The sequence below is a fragment of the Dyella japonica A8 genome (assembly GCF_000725385.1).
In the GTDB taxonomy this organism is placed as follows: Bacteria; Pseudomonadota; Gammaproteobacteria; order Xanthomonadales; family Rhodanobacteraceae; genus Dyella; species Dyella japonica_C.
Genome location: NZ_CP008884.1, coordinates 4294544 through 4309336, shown reverse-complemented (window position 1 = coordinate 4309336; position 14793 = coordinate 4294544). Strand labels below are relative to the sequence as shown.

13 protein-coding genes, 4 tRNA genes and 1 pseudogene are annotated in these 14793 nt (G+C 63.4%); 17 read left to right on the top strand and 1 reads right to left on the bottom strand.

The window, feature by feature from the left end; genetic code table 11:
• Positions 1-7 precede the first annotated feature (7 nt).
• The 4 genes from HY57_RS18295 to HY57_RS21355 all read left to right on the top strand — a co-directional run bounded on the left by HY57_RS18295 (position 8) and on the right by HY57_RS21355 (position 3309).
• Positions 8-652, top strand: coding sequence for a 50S ribosomal protein L25/general stress protein Ctc (locus tag HY57_RS18295; protein WP_019466641.1), 645 nt, complete (start codon positions 8-10; stop codon positions 650-652).
• A gap of 45 nt (positions 653-697) precedes the next feature.
• Entirely contained in the window at positions 698-1297 is a 600-nt protein-coding gene (pth, locus tag HY57_RS18290; protein ID WP_019466642.1) for an aminoacyl-tRNA hydrolase, read from the top strand.
• 53 nt (positions 1298-1350) lie between these two features.
• Entirely contained in the window at positions 1351-2442 is a 1092-nt protein-coding gene (gene ychF, locus HY57_RS18285) for a redox-regulated ATPase YchF (protein WP_019466643.1), read from the top strand.
• A gap of 279 nt (positions 2443-2721) precedes the next feature.
• Complete coding sequence (locus HY57_RS21355) at positions 2722-3309, top strand: GNAT family N-acetyltransferase (RefSeq protein WP_026034161.1); 588 nt, start codon at positions 2722-2724, stop codon at positions 3307-3309.
• A gap of 5 nt (positions 3310-3314) precedes the next feature.
• On the opposite strand, the pseudogene HY57_RS22185 reads toward HY57_RS21355, so the two are convergent.
• Positions 3315-4142, bottom strand: a pseudogene (locus HY57_RS22185) (glycerophosphodiester phosphodiesterase family protein); the annotation flags it as partial.
• Between the two features lie 174 nt (positions 4143-4316).
• Here HY57_RS22185 and HY57_RS18275 point away from each other — a divergent pair.
• The 13 genes from HY57_RS18275 to rpoB all read left to right on the top strand — a co-directional run bounded on the left by HY57_RS18275 (position 4317) and on the right by rpoB (position 14792).
• The gene (locus HY57_RS18275; RefSeq protein ID WP_019466646.1) at positions 4317-4805 is read left to right on the top strand and encodes an acyl-CoA thioesterase; all 489 of its coding nucleotides are present in this window, start codon (positions 4317-4319) and stop codon (positions 4803-4805) included.
• A 104-nt stretch (positions 4806-4909) separates the two neighbouring features.
• A tRNA-Tyr gene (locus HY57_RS18270) sits at positions 4910-4995 on the top strand.
• Positions 4996-5025: 30 nt separating this feature from the next.
• Positions 5026-5099 (top strand) — tRNA-Gly (locus HY57_RS18265).
• 26 nt (positions 5100-5125) lie between these two features.
• A tRNA-Thr gene (locus HY57_RS18260) sits at positions 5126-5201 on the top strand.
• 66 nt (positions 5202-5267) lie between these two features.
• Positions 5268-6458 (top strand): elongation factor Tu, encoded by a 1191-nt coding sequence (tuf, locus tag HY57_RS18255; RefSeq protein ID WP_038580082.1) that lies wholly within the window; start codon positions 5268-5270, stop codon positions 6456-6458.
• A gap of 133 nt (positions 6459-6591) precedes the next feature.
• Positions 6592-6667: transfer RNA gene (locus HY57_RS18250), tRNA-Trp, on the top strand.
• A gap of 82 nt (positions 6668-6749) precedes the next feature.
• Complete coding sequence (gene secE, locus HY57_RS18245) at positions 6750-7145, top strand: preprotein translocase subunit SecE (protein ID WP_019464003.1); 396 nt, start codon at positions 6750-6752, stop codon at positions 7143-7145.
• A gap of 9 nt (positions 7146-7154) precedes the next feature.
• Positions 7155-7715: a transcription termination/antitermination protein NusG gene (gene nusG, locus HY57_RS18240; RefSeq protein WP_019464004.1), complete on the top strand. Its 561-nt coding sequence runs from the start codon at positions 7155-7157 to the stop codon at positions 7713-7715.
• Positions 7716-7988: 273 nt separating this feature from the next.
• The gene (rplK, locus tag HY57_RS18235) at positions 7989-8417 is read left to right on the top strand and encodes a 50S ribosomal protein L11 (RefSeq protein ID WP_019464005.1); all 429 of its coding nucleotides are present in this window, start codon (positions 7989-7991) and stop codon (positions 8415-8417) included.
• A 3-nt stretch (positions 8418-8420) separates the two neighbouring features.
• Positions 8421-9128, top strand: a complete 708-nt coding sequence (gene rplA, locus HY57_RS18230) for a 50S ribosomal protein L1 (protein ID WP_019464006.1) — start codon at positions 8421-8423, stop codon at positions 9126-9128.
• Between the two features lie 356 nt (positions 9129-9484).
• Positions 9485-10009 (top strand): 50S ribosomal protein L10, encoded by a 525-nt coding sequence (gene rplJ / locus HY57_RS18225; RefSeq protein ID WP_019464007.1) that lies wholly within the window; start codon positions 9485-9487, stop codon positions 10007-10009.
• A gap of 46 nt (positions 10010-10055) precedes the next feature.
• On the top strand, positions 10056-10427 hold the full coding sequence (gene rplL, locus HY57_RS18220; protein WP_019464008.1) for a 50S ribosomal protein L7/L12: 372 nt from the start codon (positions 10056-10058) through the stop codon (positions 10425-10427).
• A 207-nt stretch (positions 10428-10634) separates the two neighbouring features.
• Positions 10635-14792 (top strand): DNA-directed RNA polymerase subunit beta, encoded by a 4158-nt coding sequence (gene rpoB / locus HY57_RS18215; RefSeq protein ID WP_019464009.1) that lies wholly within the window; start codon positions 10635-10637, stop codon positions 14790-14792.
• Position 14793: the final 1 nt, after the last annotated feature.

Sequence of the window (14793 nt, the reverse complement as noted above, 5' to 3'; positions counted from 1 at the left end):
TACCAACATGGCTACGACTCATGAAATCAAGGCTACGGCCCGTAATGACGAGGGGAAAGGTGCGAGCCGCCGCCTGCGTCATGCCGGCTTCGTGCCTGCCGTTGTCTACGGTGCCGGCCAGGCCCCGCAGAGCATCCAGATCGAACACAACACCATCCTTCTCTCCGCCAAGCACGAGTGGTTCTTCTCCTCGGTGCTCGACCTGAACGTCGACGGTCAGGTGCAGAAGGTGCTGGTGCGTGACTGGCAGAAGCATCCGTACAAGCTGCAGATGCTGCACATGGACTTCCAGCGCGTCGATCCGAACAAGGCCATCCACGTCAACGTGCCGGTGCACTTCCTGAACCAGGAAAAGTCCGCTGCCGCCAAGACCTCGGGCGTGGTGATCTCGCACAACCTGACGGAAGTGGAAGTGTCCTGCCTGCCGAAGGATCTGCCGGAGTTCATCGAACTCGACCTGGCCGACCTGAAGCCGGGCGAGATCGTCCACCTGTCGCAGCTGAAGCTGCCGAAGGGCGTGGAAATCGTCGCGCTGCACCTGGGTGCGGACCACGACATCGCCGTCGTCACCGCCAACACGGTGAAGGAAGAAGTCGAAGCGACCCCGGCCGAGGGCGAAGCCGCTCCGGCTCCGGAAGCTCCCAAGAAGTAAGTCGCAGCGGCCCGTGTTCGTCTGGACACGGGCCGCCACGATCTTATGGCGGGTCTGCGACTCATCGTCGGGCTGGGCAATCCCGGTGCCGAATATCTCCGAACCCGGCACAACGCCGGGTTCTGGTTTGTTGACGCCCTGGCGTCAGGGCAGGGCGAGCGCTTCGGTTTCGACGGCAAGCTGCATGGCGAAACCTGCAAGGTTCGCATCGGCGGCCAGTCGGTGTGGCTGCTCAAGCCCTCCACCTTCATGAACAAGAGCGGCATCGCCGTGGCTTCGGCGCTGCGCTATTACAAGATCGAACCGGACGAGTGCCTGGTGGCGCATGACGAGCTGGATCTGGATGCCGGCACCGTGCGCATGAAGTTCGACGGTGGGCACGGTGGCCAGAACGGTTTGCGCGACATCGTTGCGCACCTCGGTCACGCCAAGTTCCATCGCTTGCGCGTCGGCATTGGTCATCCGGGCCACAAGGACAAGGTCACGTCGTGGGTGCTGGGTCGTCCGTCCGAAAAGGACGAGGACGCCATCATCGACGGCATCGCGCGCGCACTCGACGTGCTGCCGCTGGCCGTGGACGGCCAGTTCGACAAGGCCATGCAACAACTACATACCCCTGGAGCGGGCAAGAAGGTACCGGGCTGATCACCAGCCCCTACTTCGAGCCGTTCCTACGAATACAGCTTTGCGGAGTCCCCATGGGCATCAAATGCGGCATCGTCGGCCTGCCTAACGTCGGCAAGTCCACCCTGTTCAACGCGCTGACCAAGGCGGGCATCGCTGCGGCCAACTTCCCGTTCTGCACCATCGAGCCGAACGTGGGCGTGGTGCCGGTGCCGGATCCGCGCCTCAATGCGCTGTCGGACATCGTCAATCCGCAGAAGGTGATTCCGACCGCGGTCGAGTTTGTCGACATCGCCGGTCTGGTCGCTGGCGCCTCGAAGGGTGAAGGCCTGGGCAACAAGTTCCTGGCGCACATCCGCGAAGTGGATGCCATCACGCATGTGGTGCGCTGCTTCGAGCACACCGACATCATCCACGTGGCCGGCAAGGTCGATCCCATCGCCGATATCGAAACCATCGATACCGAACTCGCGCTGGCTGACCTCGACTCCGTCGAGAAGGCGCTGAACCGCGCCGAGCGCGCTGCCAAGGCCAACGACAAGGAAGCGGTGGCCAAAAAGCCAGTGCTTCAGAAGCTTGCGGCCGGTCTCAATGAAGGCAAGTCCGCGCGCAGCCTGGGCCTGGATGACGAGGAAAAGGCACTCGTGCGTGACCTGTTCCTGCTCACGCTGAAGCCGCTCATGTATATCGCCAACGTGCGCGAAGACGGTTTCGAGAACAATCCGCACCTGGATGCCGTGCGCGCTCGCGCCGTGACCGAGGGCGCTGAGGTGGTGCCGGTGTGCGCCGCCATCGAGGAAGAGCTCTCGCAGCTCGATGACGCCGACCGCGACGAGTTCCTCAAGGACCTGGGCCTGGAAGAGCCGGGCCTGAACCGCGTGATCCGCGCGGGCTACAAGTTGCTCAACCTGCAGACCTACTTCACCGCGGGCGTGAAGGAAGTGCGCGCGTGGACGATCAAGCGCGGCTTCACCGCGCCGCAGGCGGCGGGCGTGATCCACACTGATTTCGAGCGTGGCTTCATCCGTGCGGAAACGGTGGGCTACGACGACTTCATCCAGTACAAGGGCGAAGCTGGCGCGGCGGCGGCGGGGCGCCTGCGCAAGGAAGGCAAGGATTACGTCGTGAAGGATGGCGACGTGCTGCACTTCCTGTTCAACGTGTAATCCAGCAAAGGGCCGCGATGCGGCCCTTTGCTTTTGGGCATCCCGTCGTTCATGCCGGCGCTGTCCACGATCTGGCGCTGGAGTAGCGGACCGCCTCGCTGACGAACACTGGTGCGGAGCGGGTAGGCCTTCCTGGGACGAGCCGCGAAGTGATGCTGCGCCAACCCATGGTTCGGGCCCCGTGCTTTGAGGGCTCAGGCATCGCAGCGGCATAATCCTTGCCGTGCAAGCCCTCACCGTGTTTGTCTGTGCGCGAGCCTGCGTGACCGGATCCTGAGGATGAAGAGCCGCCTGCATATGCGATTGGCCCACGCCGAGGATGCCCGCGCGATCGGCGTCCTCGTGCGACGGGTGACTCGCCGCTGGATCGTGCCTACCCAGCCGGCCGCCGCCGTTGGGCCGATGCTGGCGACCATGACGGCCCGGGCCATCCGGGCCAGGATCGGGGCCGGGCAGCGATTTCATCTGGCCTTCGTCGACGACGTGCTGGTCGGGGTCGCCGCCATCCGCGACGACCGCCATGTGTTCCAGTTGTTCGTCGGGACGCGTTACCAGGGGCAGGGCATTGCCCGGAAACTGTGGGACCGGCTACGCAACGATGCCGTCCGTCGCGCGGGCACCCGCGTGTTCACGCTCAATGCCGCGGAGGGCGCCGTTCCGATCTATCTCCGGTTTGGCTTTGTGTACGACGGCGATCCCGGTCGTCGGCGCGGCCATGTCATTGCTGTTCCCATGATTTATTGCATCGACGATCCATCCGTCGCGCAGCGCAGGCCGCGCCGCATCAGCGCCTCGCGGATCGGCGCAAGGGTTGCGGGCGAGTCCATCAGTACGGCATCCAGGCCTAGGCAGGTGGCTGCGCGGTAGTCGTCCTCGTTGCTGATGCCGATGACGAACAGGCGCTGCGTGGGCTGCTGGCGGAAGCAGCTGACGGTGGCGGGCGTCCATGGCGCGATATCGGTACTGGAGTGCCCCTCGCCGAGGGTGAAGGTTTCCACCACAGCCACCTTGCGCCGCCATTCGAAGGCGGCTGGCGCTTGCGGGTCGGGCGCGGCCCCGCAATGACCCGCCAGCAGCACGTCGAGCAGGCGTTGGCGCGTCGTATCCCGGGCTTCGAACAGGCGAGCCTGCGGATAGCGCGAAAACGCCGCCTGATAGGCGGCGTCGGTGGAATACAGGGTGACACGCGCCCAGGCCTGCTCTTCGGTAAGCACGCGGGCGACTGCGTCAGCCTGCGGCTCGGCAGGCTCGGCCTTCATGTCGAGAATGATGGGCATGCCTGCCGGAATGCTGCGCAAGGCGTCACGCAGGGTGGGGATGCCCACAGGGTGCTGCCGATAGGGGAATTCGCCGTGGGCGTTGCGGAACTGCCAGCCCGCATTGAGGGCAGCCAGTTGTGCGGCACGAACGCCGGCGACCGGCCCGCTTCCGTCGGTCAAGGCCTTGAGGTCCGCTGGCCGATAAAGCACGGGCACGCCATCCGCGCTCAGCTGCACGGTCAGCCACAGAGCGTCCGCACCGTGGGCCAGGGCCAGGCGGATCGCCTCTAGCGTGTTCTCCGGCGCGTCCGCCGTGCCGCCGCGATGGGCGACGATCAGTGGCAGGTGGCCAGGAGGTGCCTCGGGACGCACGCCCCGGCACGCGACCAGGCCCGCGAGGGCCAGCAAGGCGATGGCATATCGGATGAATCGAGGCGTCATGGTGGCGACGACGAAGGCGATAGGGGGATGGTGCGACTTGCTCGTTTTCACGTCAGTGACGATACCGCCCGGATCGTTGAGCGGCTTTCACCCGCCATGGTGAGGGCAAGACGGTGTCCCGGGCGTTGGTGAGCGCGCATAATCCTCTCCCTGTTTCCCTTGAGTCCCGCGCCCATGCCCGGCAAGCAGCACGAAGTGAGTTTCCGTTTCCTGGCCCAGCCGACCGATGTGAACTTTGGCGGCAAGGTGCATGGCGGCATGGTGATGAAGTGGATCGATCAGGCGGGCTACGCCTGCGCCGTGGCCTGGAGTGGCGCGTACTGCGTCACTGCGTCGGTCAGCGGTATCCAGTTCGTGAAGCCCATCCTCATCGGCGACCTGGTCACCGTGCGCGCACGCCTTATCCACACCGGCCGCTCCAGCATGCACATGGCCGTGGACGTGCTGGCCCGCGATCTGCGCAGCGACGAGCATCGCCTGGCGACCAGTTGCGTCATGGTGTTCGTGGCGCTGGATGCACCCGATGGCAAGCCTACGCCAGTGCCCGCGTGGGAGCCTCGCGACGATCGCGAGCGTCAGCTGCAGGAGCAGGCCATGCGCCTCATGAATCTTTCCAAGGAGATGGAGCAGCTGGTCGATGCTCACGTGGCCGAGGGTGTCTGACGGACATCTCTGAGCCTGTGAAAAAAATCGCGGAAAAACGTCATTTTTTCCGCGATAGGTGTTGACAGCCCCCGGCCTGATCCACACAATAGCCGTTCTTTGTTGGAGGGATACCCAAGCGGCCAACGGGGGCAGACTGTAAATCTGCTGGCTTACGCCTTCGGTGGTTCGAATCCACCTCCCTCCACCAGACGATTTCCGCAAAGGCTGATTCAACCAGGCGGGAGTAGTTCAATGGTAGAACCTCAGCCTTCCAAGCTGATGGTGCGGGTTCGATTCCCGTCTCCCGCTCCATTGAAGTCGTCTCAGGTGTTTTTTGTGCTCATGTAGCTCAGTCGGTAGAGCACTTCCTTGGTAAGGAAGAGGTCGCTGGTTCGATTCCAGTCATGAGCACCATCTCACCGCGGTCCGCGGGTATCATTCCACTTTTCTTCAATTCGACTCCATCGGGGTTTTAGACGTATGGCAAAGGGTAAATTCGAACGCACCAAGCCGCACGTCAACGTCGGCACGATTGGTCACGTGGACCACGGCAAGACGACGCTGACGGCTGCGCTGACCAAGGTGGGTGCAGAGCGCTTCGGTGGCGAATTCAAGGCGTATGACGCGATCGACGCGGCGCCGGAAGAAAAGGCCCGTGGTATCACGATCTCGACCGCCCACGTCGAATACGAATCGCCGACCCGCCACTACGCTCACGTGGACTGCCCGGGCCACGCCGACTACGTGAAGAACATGATCACGGGTGCGGCACAGATGGACGGCGCGATCCTGGTGTGCTCGGCCGCTGACGGCCCGATGCCGCAGACCCGCGAACACATCCTGCTGTCGCGTCAGGTGGGCGTGCCCTACATCGTCGTGTTCCTGAACAAGGCCGACATGGTGGACGACGCCGAGCTGCTCGAGCTGGTCGAAATGGAAGTGCGCGAACTGCTCTCCAAGTACGACTTCCCGGGCGACGACACCCCGATCATCAAGGGTTCGGCCAAGCTGGCGCTGGAAGGCGACCAGTCCGAGATCGGCGTGCCGGCGATCATCGCCCTCGTGGACGCCCTGGACACCTACATTCCGGAGCCGCAGCGCGCGATCGACCAGCCGTTCCTGATGCCGGTGGAAGACGTGTTCTCGATCTCGGGCCGCGGCACCGTGGTGACCGGTCGTATCGAGCGCGGCATCATCAAGGTCGGTGACGAAGTCGAAGTGGTCGGCATCCGCCCGACCCAGAAGACCACCGTCACGGGCGTGGAAATGTTCCGCAAGCTGCTGGACCAGGGTCAGGCAGGCGACAACGCCGGTCTGCTGCTGCGCGGCCTGAAGCGTGACGACGTCGAGCGCGGCCAGGTGCTGGCCAAGCCGGGCACGATCACCCCGCACACCGACTTCGAAGCCGAAGTGTACGTGCTGTCGAAGGACGAAGGTGGCCGTCACACCCCGTTCTTCAAGGGCTACCGCCCGCAGTTCTACTTCCGCACGACCGACGTGACCGGCGCGATTGAGCTGCCGGAAGGCGTGGAAATGGTCATGCCGGGCGACAACATCAAGATGGTCGTCACCCTGATCCACCCGATCGCCATGGACCAGGGTCTGCGCTTCGCGATTCGCGAAGGCGGCCGTACCGTCGGCGCCGGCGTGGTGGCCAAGGTCATCAAGTAAGCTGTAGACTGGGAAGTCGCCCGTCTCGCGGGCTGCAAGGATCCAGAGTCGGGCATGGCCCGGCTCTTGGAAAAGGCGCCGAAGGGCGCCACCTTGTGGCGGCAAGGCGAGCGACTTCACCCTTTTTCTGAATACGCCAGTAGCTCAATTGGCAGAGCAGCGGTCTCCAAAACCGCAGGTTGGGGGTTCGAGTCCCTCCTGGCGTGCCATCTTCCCGAGGATCCACGACGGATGGTGGATGGCATGCAGACCGTAACCCGGTCGATGCCTCCTCTCATCCGATCATGTCGCATGAATACGAAGGCAGAACCGACCAAGGGCGCCAACGGCGCCGATATCGCCAAGCTGGTGCTGGCCGTGATCGTGCTGGCTGCCGGCATTTTTGCGTATTCGTGGTTTGGCGCGGACGGCTCGGTCCCGCAGTCGATCCGACTGCTGGGCGTGCTGGCAGCGCTGATCATCTCGCTGGCCATCGGTGCGTTCACCGCACCGGGTCGTCGGGTGCGCGCTTTCCTCGGCGAATCGCAGTTCGAAATGCGCAAGGTGGTCTGGCCCACCCGCGACGAGACGCTCAAGACCACCGGCATCATCATGGTCGTGGTCATCGTGCTCTCGCTGCTGCTGGGCCTGATCGATCTGATCCTGAAGTCGGTCGTGCTCGACTGGCTGCTCAAGCTTGGTACGTGAGGTGATGGCATGAGCAAGCGTTGGTATGTGGTGCACGCCTATTCGGGCTTCGAAAACCAGGTGAAGCGTTCGCTCGACGAGCGGATTCGTCGCGCCGGCATGGAAGAGAAGTTCGGCGAAGTGCTGGTGCCGACCGAAGAGGTCATCGAGATGCGCAGCGGCCAGAAGCGCCGCAGTGAGCGCAAGTTCTTCCCGGGTTACGTTCTCGTGCAGATTGAGACGGATACCGAGGGCAAGGCGCCGCGCATCGACGACGAGTGCTGGCATCTGGTCAAGGAAACCCCGAAGGTCATGGGTTTCATCGGTGGCACGGCCGATCGCCCGCTCCCGATTCGCGATTCCGAGGCCGACGCCATCCTGAGCCGCGTCCGTGAAGGCGTCGAGAAGCCCAAGCCCAAGGTGCTGTTCGAGCCGGGCGAAATGGTTCGCGTCACCGACGGTCCGTTCAATGACTTCAACGGCGTGGTCGAGGAAGTCAATTACGAAAAGAGCCGCCTGCGCGTCGCGGTGCTCATTTTCGGTCGCTCGACCCCGGTCGAGCTGGAGTTTGGGCAGGTCGAAAAGGCCTAGGCCTTTTCGACAAGAGGGTGCGAAGCTTTTCGCTCTGAAGGCCTCTGGCTGGAGCGAAAAATCGGACGTCGCAGCCCACCCTGAGCCCCATGCCGTCAAGCGGCACAGGGCTTGCTTAAAAACTAAGCAGTCTCTATAGTATGCGGTTCACGCTGGGATTTTAGCCCCGGCGTGTCCGTGCTTCTGGGGTTCGCGGGATGGCGAGCCTTCCTCTCTCAGGGAAGACAACACTGCGAGGAGCCGCAAGGCGCTTGAACTCGCGAGGAAAATCCAATGGCAAAGAAAGTAGTTGGTTACATCAAGCTGCAGGTCAAGGCCGGTCAGGCCAACCCGTCGCCGCCGGTCGGTCCGGCCCTGGGTCAGCGCGGCCTGAACATCATGGAATTCTGCAAGGCGTTCAATGCCGCCACGCAGAAGATGGAGCCGGGTCTGCCGATCCCCGTGATCATCACGGCCTACTCCGACCGTAGCTTCACCTTTATCACCAAGACCCCGCCGGCCACTGTCCTGATCAAGAAGGTCACGGGCGTTGCCAAGGGTTCGTCCAAGCCGAACACCGACAAGGTCGGCAAGATCACCCGCAAGCAGCTGGAAGACGTTGCGAAGCAGAAGGAGCCGGATCTCACGGCTGCTGATCTGGACGCCGCGGTGCGCACCATTGCCGGTAGCGCGCGCAGCATGGGTCTGGTGGTGGAGGGCTAAGACATGGCAAAGATCACGAAGCGTATGAAGGCGGCCCAGGCCGCAGTGCAGCCGGGCAAGCTCTATGGCCTGGAAGAAGCCCTGACCATCGTCAAGAACAACGCCAAGGCGAAGTTCGCCGAGTCCGTGGACGTCGCCGTCCGCCTCGGCATCGACGCCAAGAAGTCCGACCAGGGCGTGCGCGGCTCCTCGCTGCTGCCGCACGGCACCGGCAAGACCGTCAAGGTCGCCGTGTTCGTGCCGGCCGGTGAGAAGGCCGAGGCCGCCAAGGCCGCCGGCGCCGACGCCGTCGGTATGGACGACCTGGCCGAGCGCATGCAGGCTGGCGACCTCGACTTCGGTCGCGTGATAGCCACGCCGGACGCGATGCGCGTGGTCGGTAAGCTCGGTCAGCTGCTGGGCCCCCGCGGCCTGATGCCGAACCCGAAGGACGGCTCGGTCACCGCCGACGTCGCCACGGCCGTCAAGAACGCCAAGGCCGGCCAGGTGAAGTTCCGCAACGACAAGGCGGGCATCATCCACGCCACCATCGGCAAGGCCAGCTTCGACGCTGCCCAGCTCGCGGACAACCTGAACGCGCTGGTCAACGACCTGCTGAAGGCCAAGCCGGCGACCGCCAAGGGTCAGTACCTGCAGAAGATCGCGCTGTCGTCCACCATGGGCGTGGGCGTGCCGGTCGAAGTGTCGACCCTGACGGTGTCGACCAAGTAAAAGTTGAAGTCCCGCACCGACTCAGGTCGGTGCGGGCACGTTTTTGAAGGCAGGCCCCGGTGAATAGCCGGAGTCGCCGTCAAAGACCGCAGGCGCGATCAGCGCGCCACGACGACGAGCAGGGAGCTCGTGTTGGCAAGGAACCGCCGTCGTGGAAAGCGGGTTCGCTTAATCGGATTCCCCGCGAATCTGGCCTGCGTAGATGGTGCTGCCCCTTCTGGAATCTTAGATTTTCTAGGATTGCTTTTCTGGAAAGGCCACCACCCGGGATCTCGCGATCCCCGACGTCAGGGAAGGCGTCGCTCAGGACCGCAAGCGGCAGGAGTCGCAAGCGGATTTCAAAGTGGAGGAGTGATATGGCTCTGAATCTCTCTCAGAAGCAAGAAGTAGTCGCCGAACTGGCAGAAGTTGCCGCGAAGGCTCACTCCTTGGTCGCTGTCGAGTACGCGGGCACCACGGTCGAACAGATGACCGCGATGCGCAAGAAGGCCCGTGAAAGCGGTGTGTTCCTGAAGGTTGTCAAGAACACGCTTGCTGCGCGCGCCGTCGGTGGTACCGAGTTCGAGGTCGTCAAGGACGCCCTGACCGGTCCGCTGCTGTACGCGTTCTCGATGGAGGAGCCCGGTGCTGCCGGTCGCCTGATCAAGGAATTCGCGAAGACCAATGACAAGCTGAAGGCTCGTGTCGTCTCCGTGGAAGGCAAGCTGCTGCCCGCCGCCCATGTGGACGTGCTGGCCTCGCTGCCGACCCGCGAAGAGGCGCTGGCCATGCTGGCCCGCGTGCTCGCCGAGCCCGCTGCGATGTTTGCCCGCGCCGTCAAGGCCGTGGCCGACAAGCAGGGTGGTGGCGAAGTCGCCGCGGAAGCCACGGCTGAAGCTTAAGTTCGACGCGTATCTAAAACGAATCAATTTCCAGAGGTAATACAAAATGTCCCTGACTAACGATCAGATCGTTGAAGCCGTTGCCGCCAAGTCGCTCATGGAAGTGATGGAGCTGGTGAAGGCCATCGAAGAGAAGTTTGGCGTGTCCGCCGCTGCCCCGGTCATGATGGCCGCTGGCCCGGCCGCTGCCGGCCCGGCTGCTGAAGAGCAGACCGAGTTCGACGTCATCCTGAAGAGCGCCGGCGACAAGAAGGTCGACGTGATCAAGGCCGTCCGTGCCATCACGGGCCTGGGCCTGAAGGAAGCGAAGGACCTGACCGAAGCCGGTGGCGTCGTGAAGGAAGCTGCTTCGAAGGACGACGCTGCGAAGTTCAAGAAGGACCTCGAAGCTGCAGGCGCCACGGTCGAACTGAAGTAATTGGCGCTCTTGCGCGCCGTCAGTTTGATCTAGCGTCAAAGCAAGCCTGGGGGCGTAAGCCCCCGGGCTTTGCCTGTTGTCGGCAGGGAATGGGGAATAGGGAATTAGGGAGCAGCCCTTGAAGGTGGGTAGCTTTCGATTCTCTATTCCCGATTCTCTATTCCCGACTCCCGATTCATCGAATACACAACCGAGGCGGTACCCACCATGGCCTACTCGTTTACCGAGAAGAAGCGCATCCGCAAGGATTTCGGCAAGCGTCCCCCTGTTTTGGGCGTTCCGAACCTGCTGACCATCCAGACCGATTCCTATCGCGAATTCCTGCAGGAGCACGTGGCTCCCAAGCAGCGTGATGACAAGGGTCTTCACGCCGCGCTGAAGTCGGTGTTCCCGATCGTTAGCTACTCGGGCAATGCTGCGCTCGAGTACGTCGACTATCGCCTGGGCGAGCCCCCGTTTGACGAGCGCGAGTGCCGCAACCGCGGCATGACCTTCGGTGCGCCGCTGCGCGTGACCGTGCGCCTGGTCATCTATGACAAGGACAGCCCGGCGTCCAAGAAGGCCGTGAAGTACGTGAAGGAGCAGGAAGTCTACATGGGCGAAATTCCGCTCATGACCGACACCGGCACCTTCATCATCAACGGCACCGAGCGCGTCATCGTCTCGCAGCTGCATCGTTCGCCGGGCGTGTTCTTCGATCACGACCGCGGCAAGACGCACAGCTCGGGCAAGCTGCTGTTCTCGGCGCGCGTGATTCCTTACCGCGGCTCTTGGCTGGACTTCGAGTTCGACCCGAAGGACGCGCTGTTCACCCGTATCGACCGTCGCCGCAAGCTGCCGGTGACGGTGCTGCTGCGCGCGCTCGGCTACAGCAACGTCGAAATGCTCGACGTGTTCTTCGAGCACAACGTGTTCCACCTGGGCAAGAAGGGTGGCACCACGCTGGAGCTCGTCGCCGAGCGCCTGCGCGGCGAAACGCTGACCTTCGACCTGACCATTGGCGACAAGGTGCTGGTGGAAGCCGGCAAGCGCATCACCGCGCGTCACGTGCGTCAGCTCGCTGCCGAAAACATCACCGCGCTGGAAGTGCCGGACGACTACCCGGTCGGCCGCATCCTGGCCATTGACGTCATCGATCCGAAGACCGGCGAACTGCTGGCCCAGGCCAACGACGAGATCACCGCCGAGCAGCTGGAAAACTTCCGCAAGGCCGGCATCGAAGTCGTGCCGACGCTGTACGTCAACGACCTCGATCGCGGTGCGTACATCTCGCACACCCTACGCATCGACAACACCAAGACGCCGCTCGAGGCGCTGGTGGAAATCTACCGCATGATGCGCCCGGGCGAGCCGCCGACCAAGGACGCCGCGCAGAACCTGTTCTACAACCTGTTCTTCACCTTCGACCGTTACGACCTGTCGGCCGTGGGTCGCATGAAGTTCAACCGTCGCGTGGGCCGCCAGGAGATCGTCGGTCCGGGCGTGCTGTACGACAAGAAGTACTTCCAGGACCGCAAGGAAGAGGAAGCCCAGGAACTGGTGAAGTCGCAGGGCGACCAGTCCGACATCCTCGACGTGCTCAAGGTGCTCATCGACATCAAGAACGGTCATGGCACCGTTGACGATATCGACCACCTGGGCAACCGTCGCGTGCGCTCGGTCGGTGAAATGGCCGAGAACACCTTCCGCATCGGCCTGGTGCGCGTCGAGCGCGCGGTGCGCGAGCGCCTGTCGCTGGCCGAGTCCGAAGGCCTGACCCCGCAGGAACTGATCAACGCCAAGCCGGTCGCGGCGGCGGTGAAGGAGTTCTTCGGTTCGTCGCAGCTCTCGCAGTTCATGGACCAGAACAACCCGCTGTCCGAAGTGACGCACAAGCGTCGCGTCTCGGCACTGGGCCCAGGCGGTCTGACCCGCGAACGCGCCGGCTTCGAAGTGCGCGACGTGCACCCGACCCATTACGGCCGCGTCTGCACCATCGAAACGCCGGAAGGCCCGAACATCGGCCTGATCAACTCGCTCGCCGTGTACGCGCGCACCAACCAGTATGGCTTCCTCGAGACGCCGTACCGCAAGGTCGTGGGCGGCAAGGTGACCGACCAGGTGGATTACCTGTCGGCCATCGAAGAAGGCGACCACGTCATTGCGCAGGCGAACTCGCCGCTCAAGGATGGCGCTTTCATCGAAGACTTCGTGTCCTGCCGTTTCCGCGGCGAGTCCGAGCTGCGTCCGTCCGCCGAAGTCGACTACATGGACGTCTCGCCCATGCAGACGGTGTCGGTCGCTGCCGCACTCGTGCCGTTCCTGGAGCACGATGACGCGAACCGCGCACTCATGGGCGCGAACATGCAGCGTCAGGCCGTGCCGACCCTGCGTTCGCAGACCCCGCTGGTCGGTACCGGTATCGAGCGCGCCGTGGCGCGTGACTCGGGCGTCATCGTCACCGCCAAGCGCGGTGGCGTGATCGACCAGGTCGACGCCGGCCGTATCGTGGTGCGCGTGAACGAAGAAGAAGTCGGCGACAACGATGCCGGCGTCGATATCTACACGCTGACCAAGTACACCCGCTCCAACCAGAACACCAACCTCAACCAGCGTCCGCTGGTGAACGTGGGTGACGTGGTGGCGAAGGGCGACACGCTGGCCGACGGTTCGTCGACCGATCTGGGCGAGCTCGCGCTCGGCCAGAACATGCTGATCGCCTTCATGCCGTGGAACGGCTACAACTTCGAAGACTCGATCCTGCTCTCCGAGCGCGTCGTGCAGGAAGACCGCTACACCTCGATCCACATCGAGGAGCTGTCGTGCATCGCGCGTGACACCAAGCTGGGCGCCGAGGAAATCACCGCCGACATCCCGAACGTGGGTGAGCAGGCGCTGGCTCGCCTCGACGAATCCGGCATCGTGTACATCGGTGCGGAAGTGAAGGCCGGCGACATCATGGTCGGCAAGGTCACGCCCAAGGGCGAGAGCCAGCTGACGCCGGAAGAGAAGCTGCTGCGCGCGATCTTCGGCGAGAAGGCGTCCGACGTGAAGGACAGCTCGCTGCGCGTGCCGCCGGGCATGGACGGCACCGTCATCGACGTGCAGGTCTTCACCCGCGACGGTATCGAGAAGGACAAGCGCGCTCGTCAGATCGAGGAAATGGAAATCAAGCGTATCCGTAAGGACCTTGATGACCAGTTCCGCATCCTCGAAGGCGCGATCTACAACCGTATGCGCACCCAGCTCGTCGGCAAGACCGCGATGAGCGGCCCGGGTGGCCTGAAGCGTGGCGCCGAGATCACCGACGCCTACCTCGACGGCCTCAAGCGCGACGACTGGTTCAAGATCAACGTCAAGGAAGAGGACGTCACGGAATTCCTCGAGCGCGCGGCCGACCAGGTCAAGCGTCACAAGGAAGAGTTCGACAAGCGCTTCAAGGAGAAGCAGGGCAAGATCACCCAGGGTGACGACCTTGCTCCGGGCGTGCTCAAGATGGTCAAGGTGTTCCTGGCCGTGAAGCGTCGCATCCAGCCGGGCGACAAGATGGCCGGTCGCCACGGTAACAAGGGTGTGGTGTCCAACGTGGTGCCGGTGGAGGACATGCCGTTCTCCGAAGACGGTACTTCGGTCGACATCGTGCTGAACCCGCTGGGCGTGCCGTCGCGTATGAACATCGGCCAGATTCTGGAAGTGCACCTTGGCTGGGCCGCAAAGGGCCTGGGCAAGAAGATCCAGAAGATGCTCGAGGCGCAGGCCAAGGTCGCGCAGATCCGCGAGTTCCTCGACCAGGTGTACAACCACCACGTCGCGGGCGCCGTGCAGCATGTCGACCTGAAGTCGCTGACCGACGAGGAAATCCTCGCCCTGGCGAACAACCTGCAGGAAGGCGTGCCGATGGCCACCCCGGTGTTCGACGGTGCCGAGGAAACCGAGATCAAGGCGATGCTCAAGCTCGCCGATCTGCCGGAGTCGGGCCAGACCACGCTGTACGACGGCCGCACCGGCGAGGCGTTCGATCGCCCGGTCACCGTGGGCTACATGCACTACCTGAAGCTGAACCACTTGGTCGACGACAAGATGCACGCGCGTTCGACCGGTCCGTACTCGCTCGTCACGCAGCAGCCGCTGGGTGGTAAGGCGCAGTTCGGTGGCCAGCGCTTCGGTGAAATGGAAGTCTGGGCGCTGGAAGCCTACGGCGCGGCCTACACCCTGCAGGAAATGCTGACGGTGAAGTCCGACGACGTGCAGGGCCGCAACCAGATGTACAAGAACATTGTCGACGGCAACCACGAGATGGCGGCGGGCATGCCGGAATCCTTCAACGTGTTGGTGAAGGAAATCCGCTCGCTCGGTATCGATATTGATCTGGAAGAAGTGAAGTGAG

Coding starts and splice junctions, on each gene's coding strand:
- HY57_RS18295 (WP_019466641.1), top strand. CDS start 8: ATGGCTACGACTCATGAAATCAAGGCTACGGCCCGTAATGACGAGGGG.
- pth (WP_019466642.1), top strand. CDS start 698: ATGGCGGGTCTGCGACTCATCGTCGGGCTGGGCAATCCCGGTGCCGAA.
- ychF (WP_019466643.1), top strand. CDS start 1,351: ATGGGCATCAAATGCGGCATCGTCGGCCTGCCTAACGTCGGCAAGTCC.
- HY57_RS21355 (WP_026034161.1), top strand. CDS start 2,722: ATGAAGAGCCGCCTGCATATGCGATTGGCCCACGCCGAGGATGCCCGC.
- HY57_RS18275 (WP_019466646.1), top strand. CDS start 4,317: ATGCCCGGCAAGCAGCACGAAGTGAGTTTCCGTTTCCTGGCCCAGCCG.
- tuf (WP_038580082.1), top strand. CDS start 5,268: ATGGCAAAGGGTAAATTCGAACGCACCAAGCCGCACGTCAACGTCGGC.
- secE (WP_019464003.1), top strand. CDS start 6,750: ATGAATACGAAGGCAGAACCGACCAAGGGCGCCAACGGCGCCGATATC.
- nusG (WP_019464004.1), top strand. CDS start 7,155: ATGAGCAAGCGTTGGTATGTGGTGCACGCCTATTCGGGCTTCGAAAAC.
- rplK (WP_019464005.1), top strand. CDS start 7,989: ATGGCAAAGAAAGTAGTTGGTTACATCAAGCTGCAGGTCAAGGCCGGT.
- rplA (WP_019464006.1), top strand. CDS start 8,421: ATGGCAAAGATCACGAAGCGTATGAAGGCGGCCCAGGCCGCAGTGCAG.
- rplJ (WP_019464007.1), top strand. CDS start 9,485: ATGGCTCTGAATCTCTCTCAGAAGCAAGAAGTAGTCGCCGAACTGGCA.
- rplL (WP_019464008.1), top strand. CDS start 10,056: ATGTCCCTGACTAACGATCAGATCGTTGAAGCCGTTGCCGCCAAGTCG.
- rpoB (WP_019464009.1), top strand. CDS start 10,635: ATGGCCTACTCGTTTACCGAGAAGAAGCGCATCCGCAAGGATTTCGGC.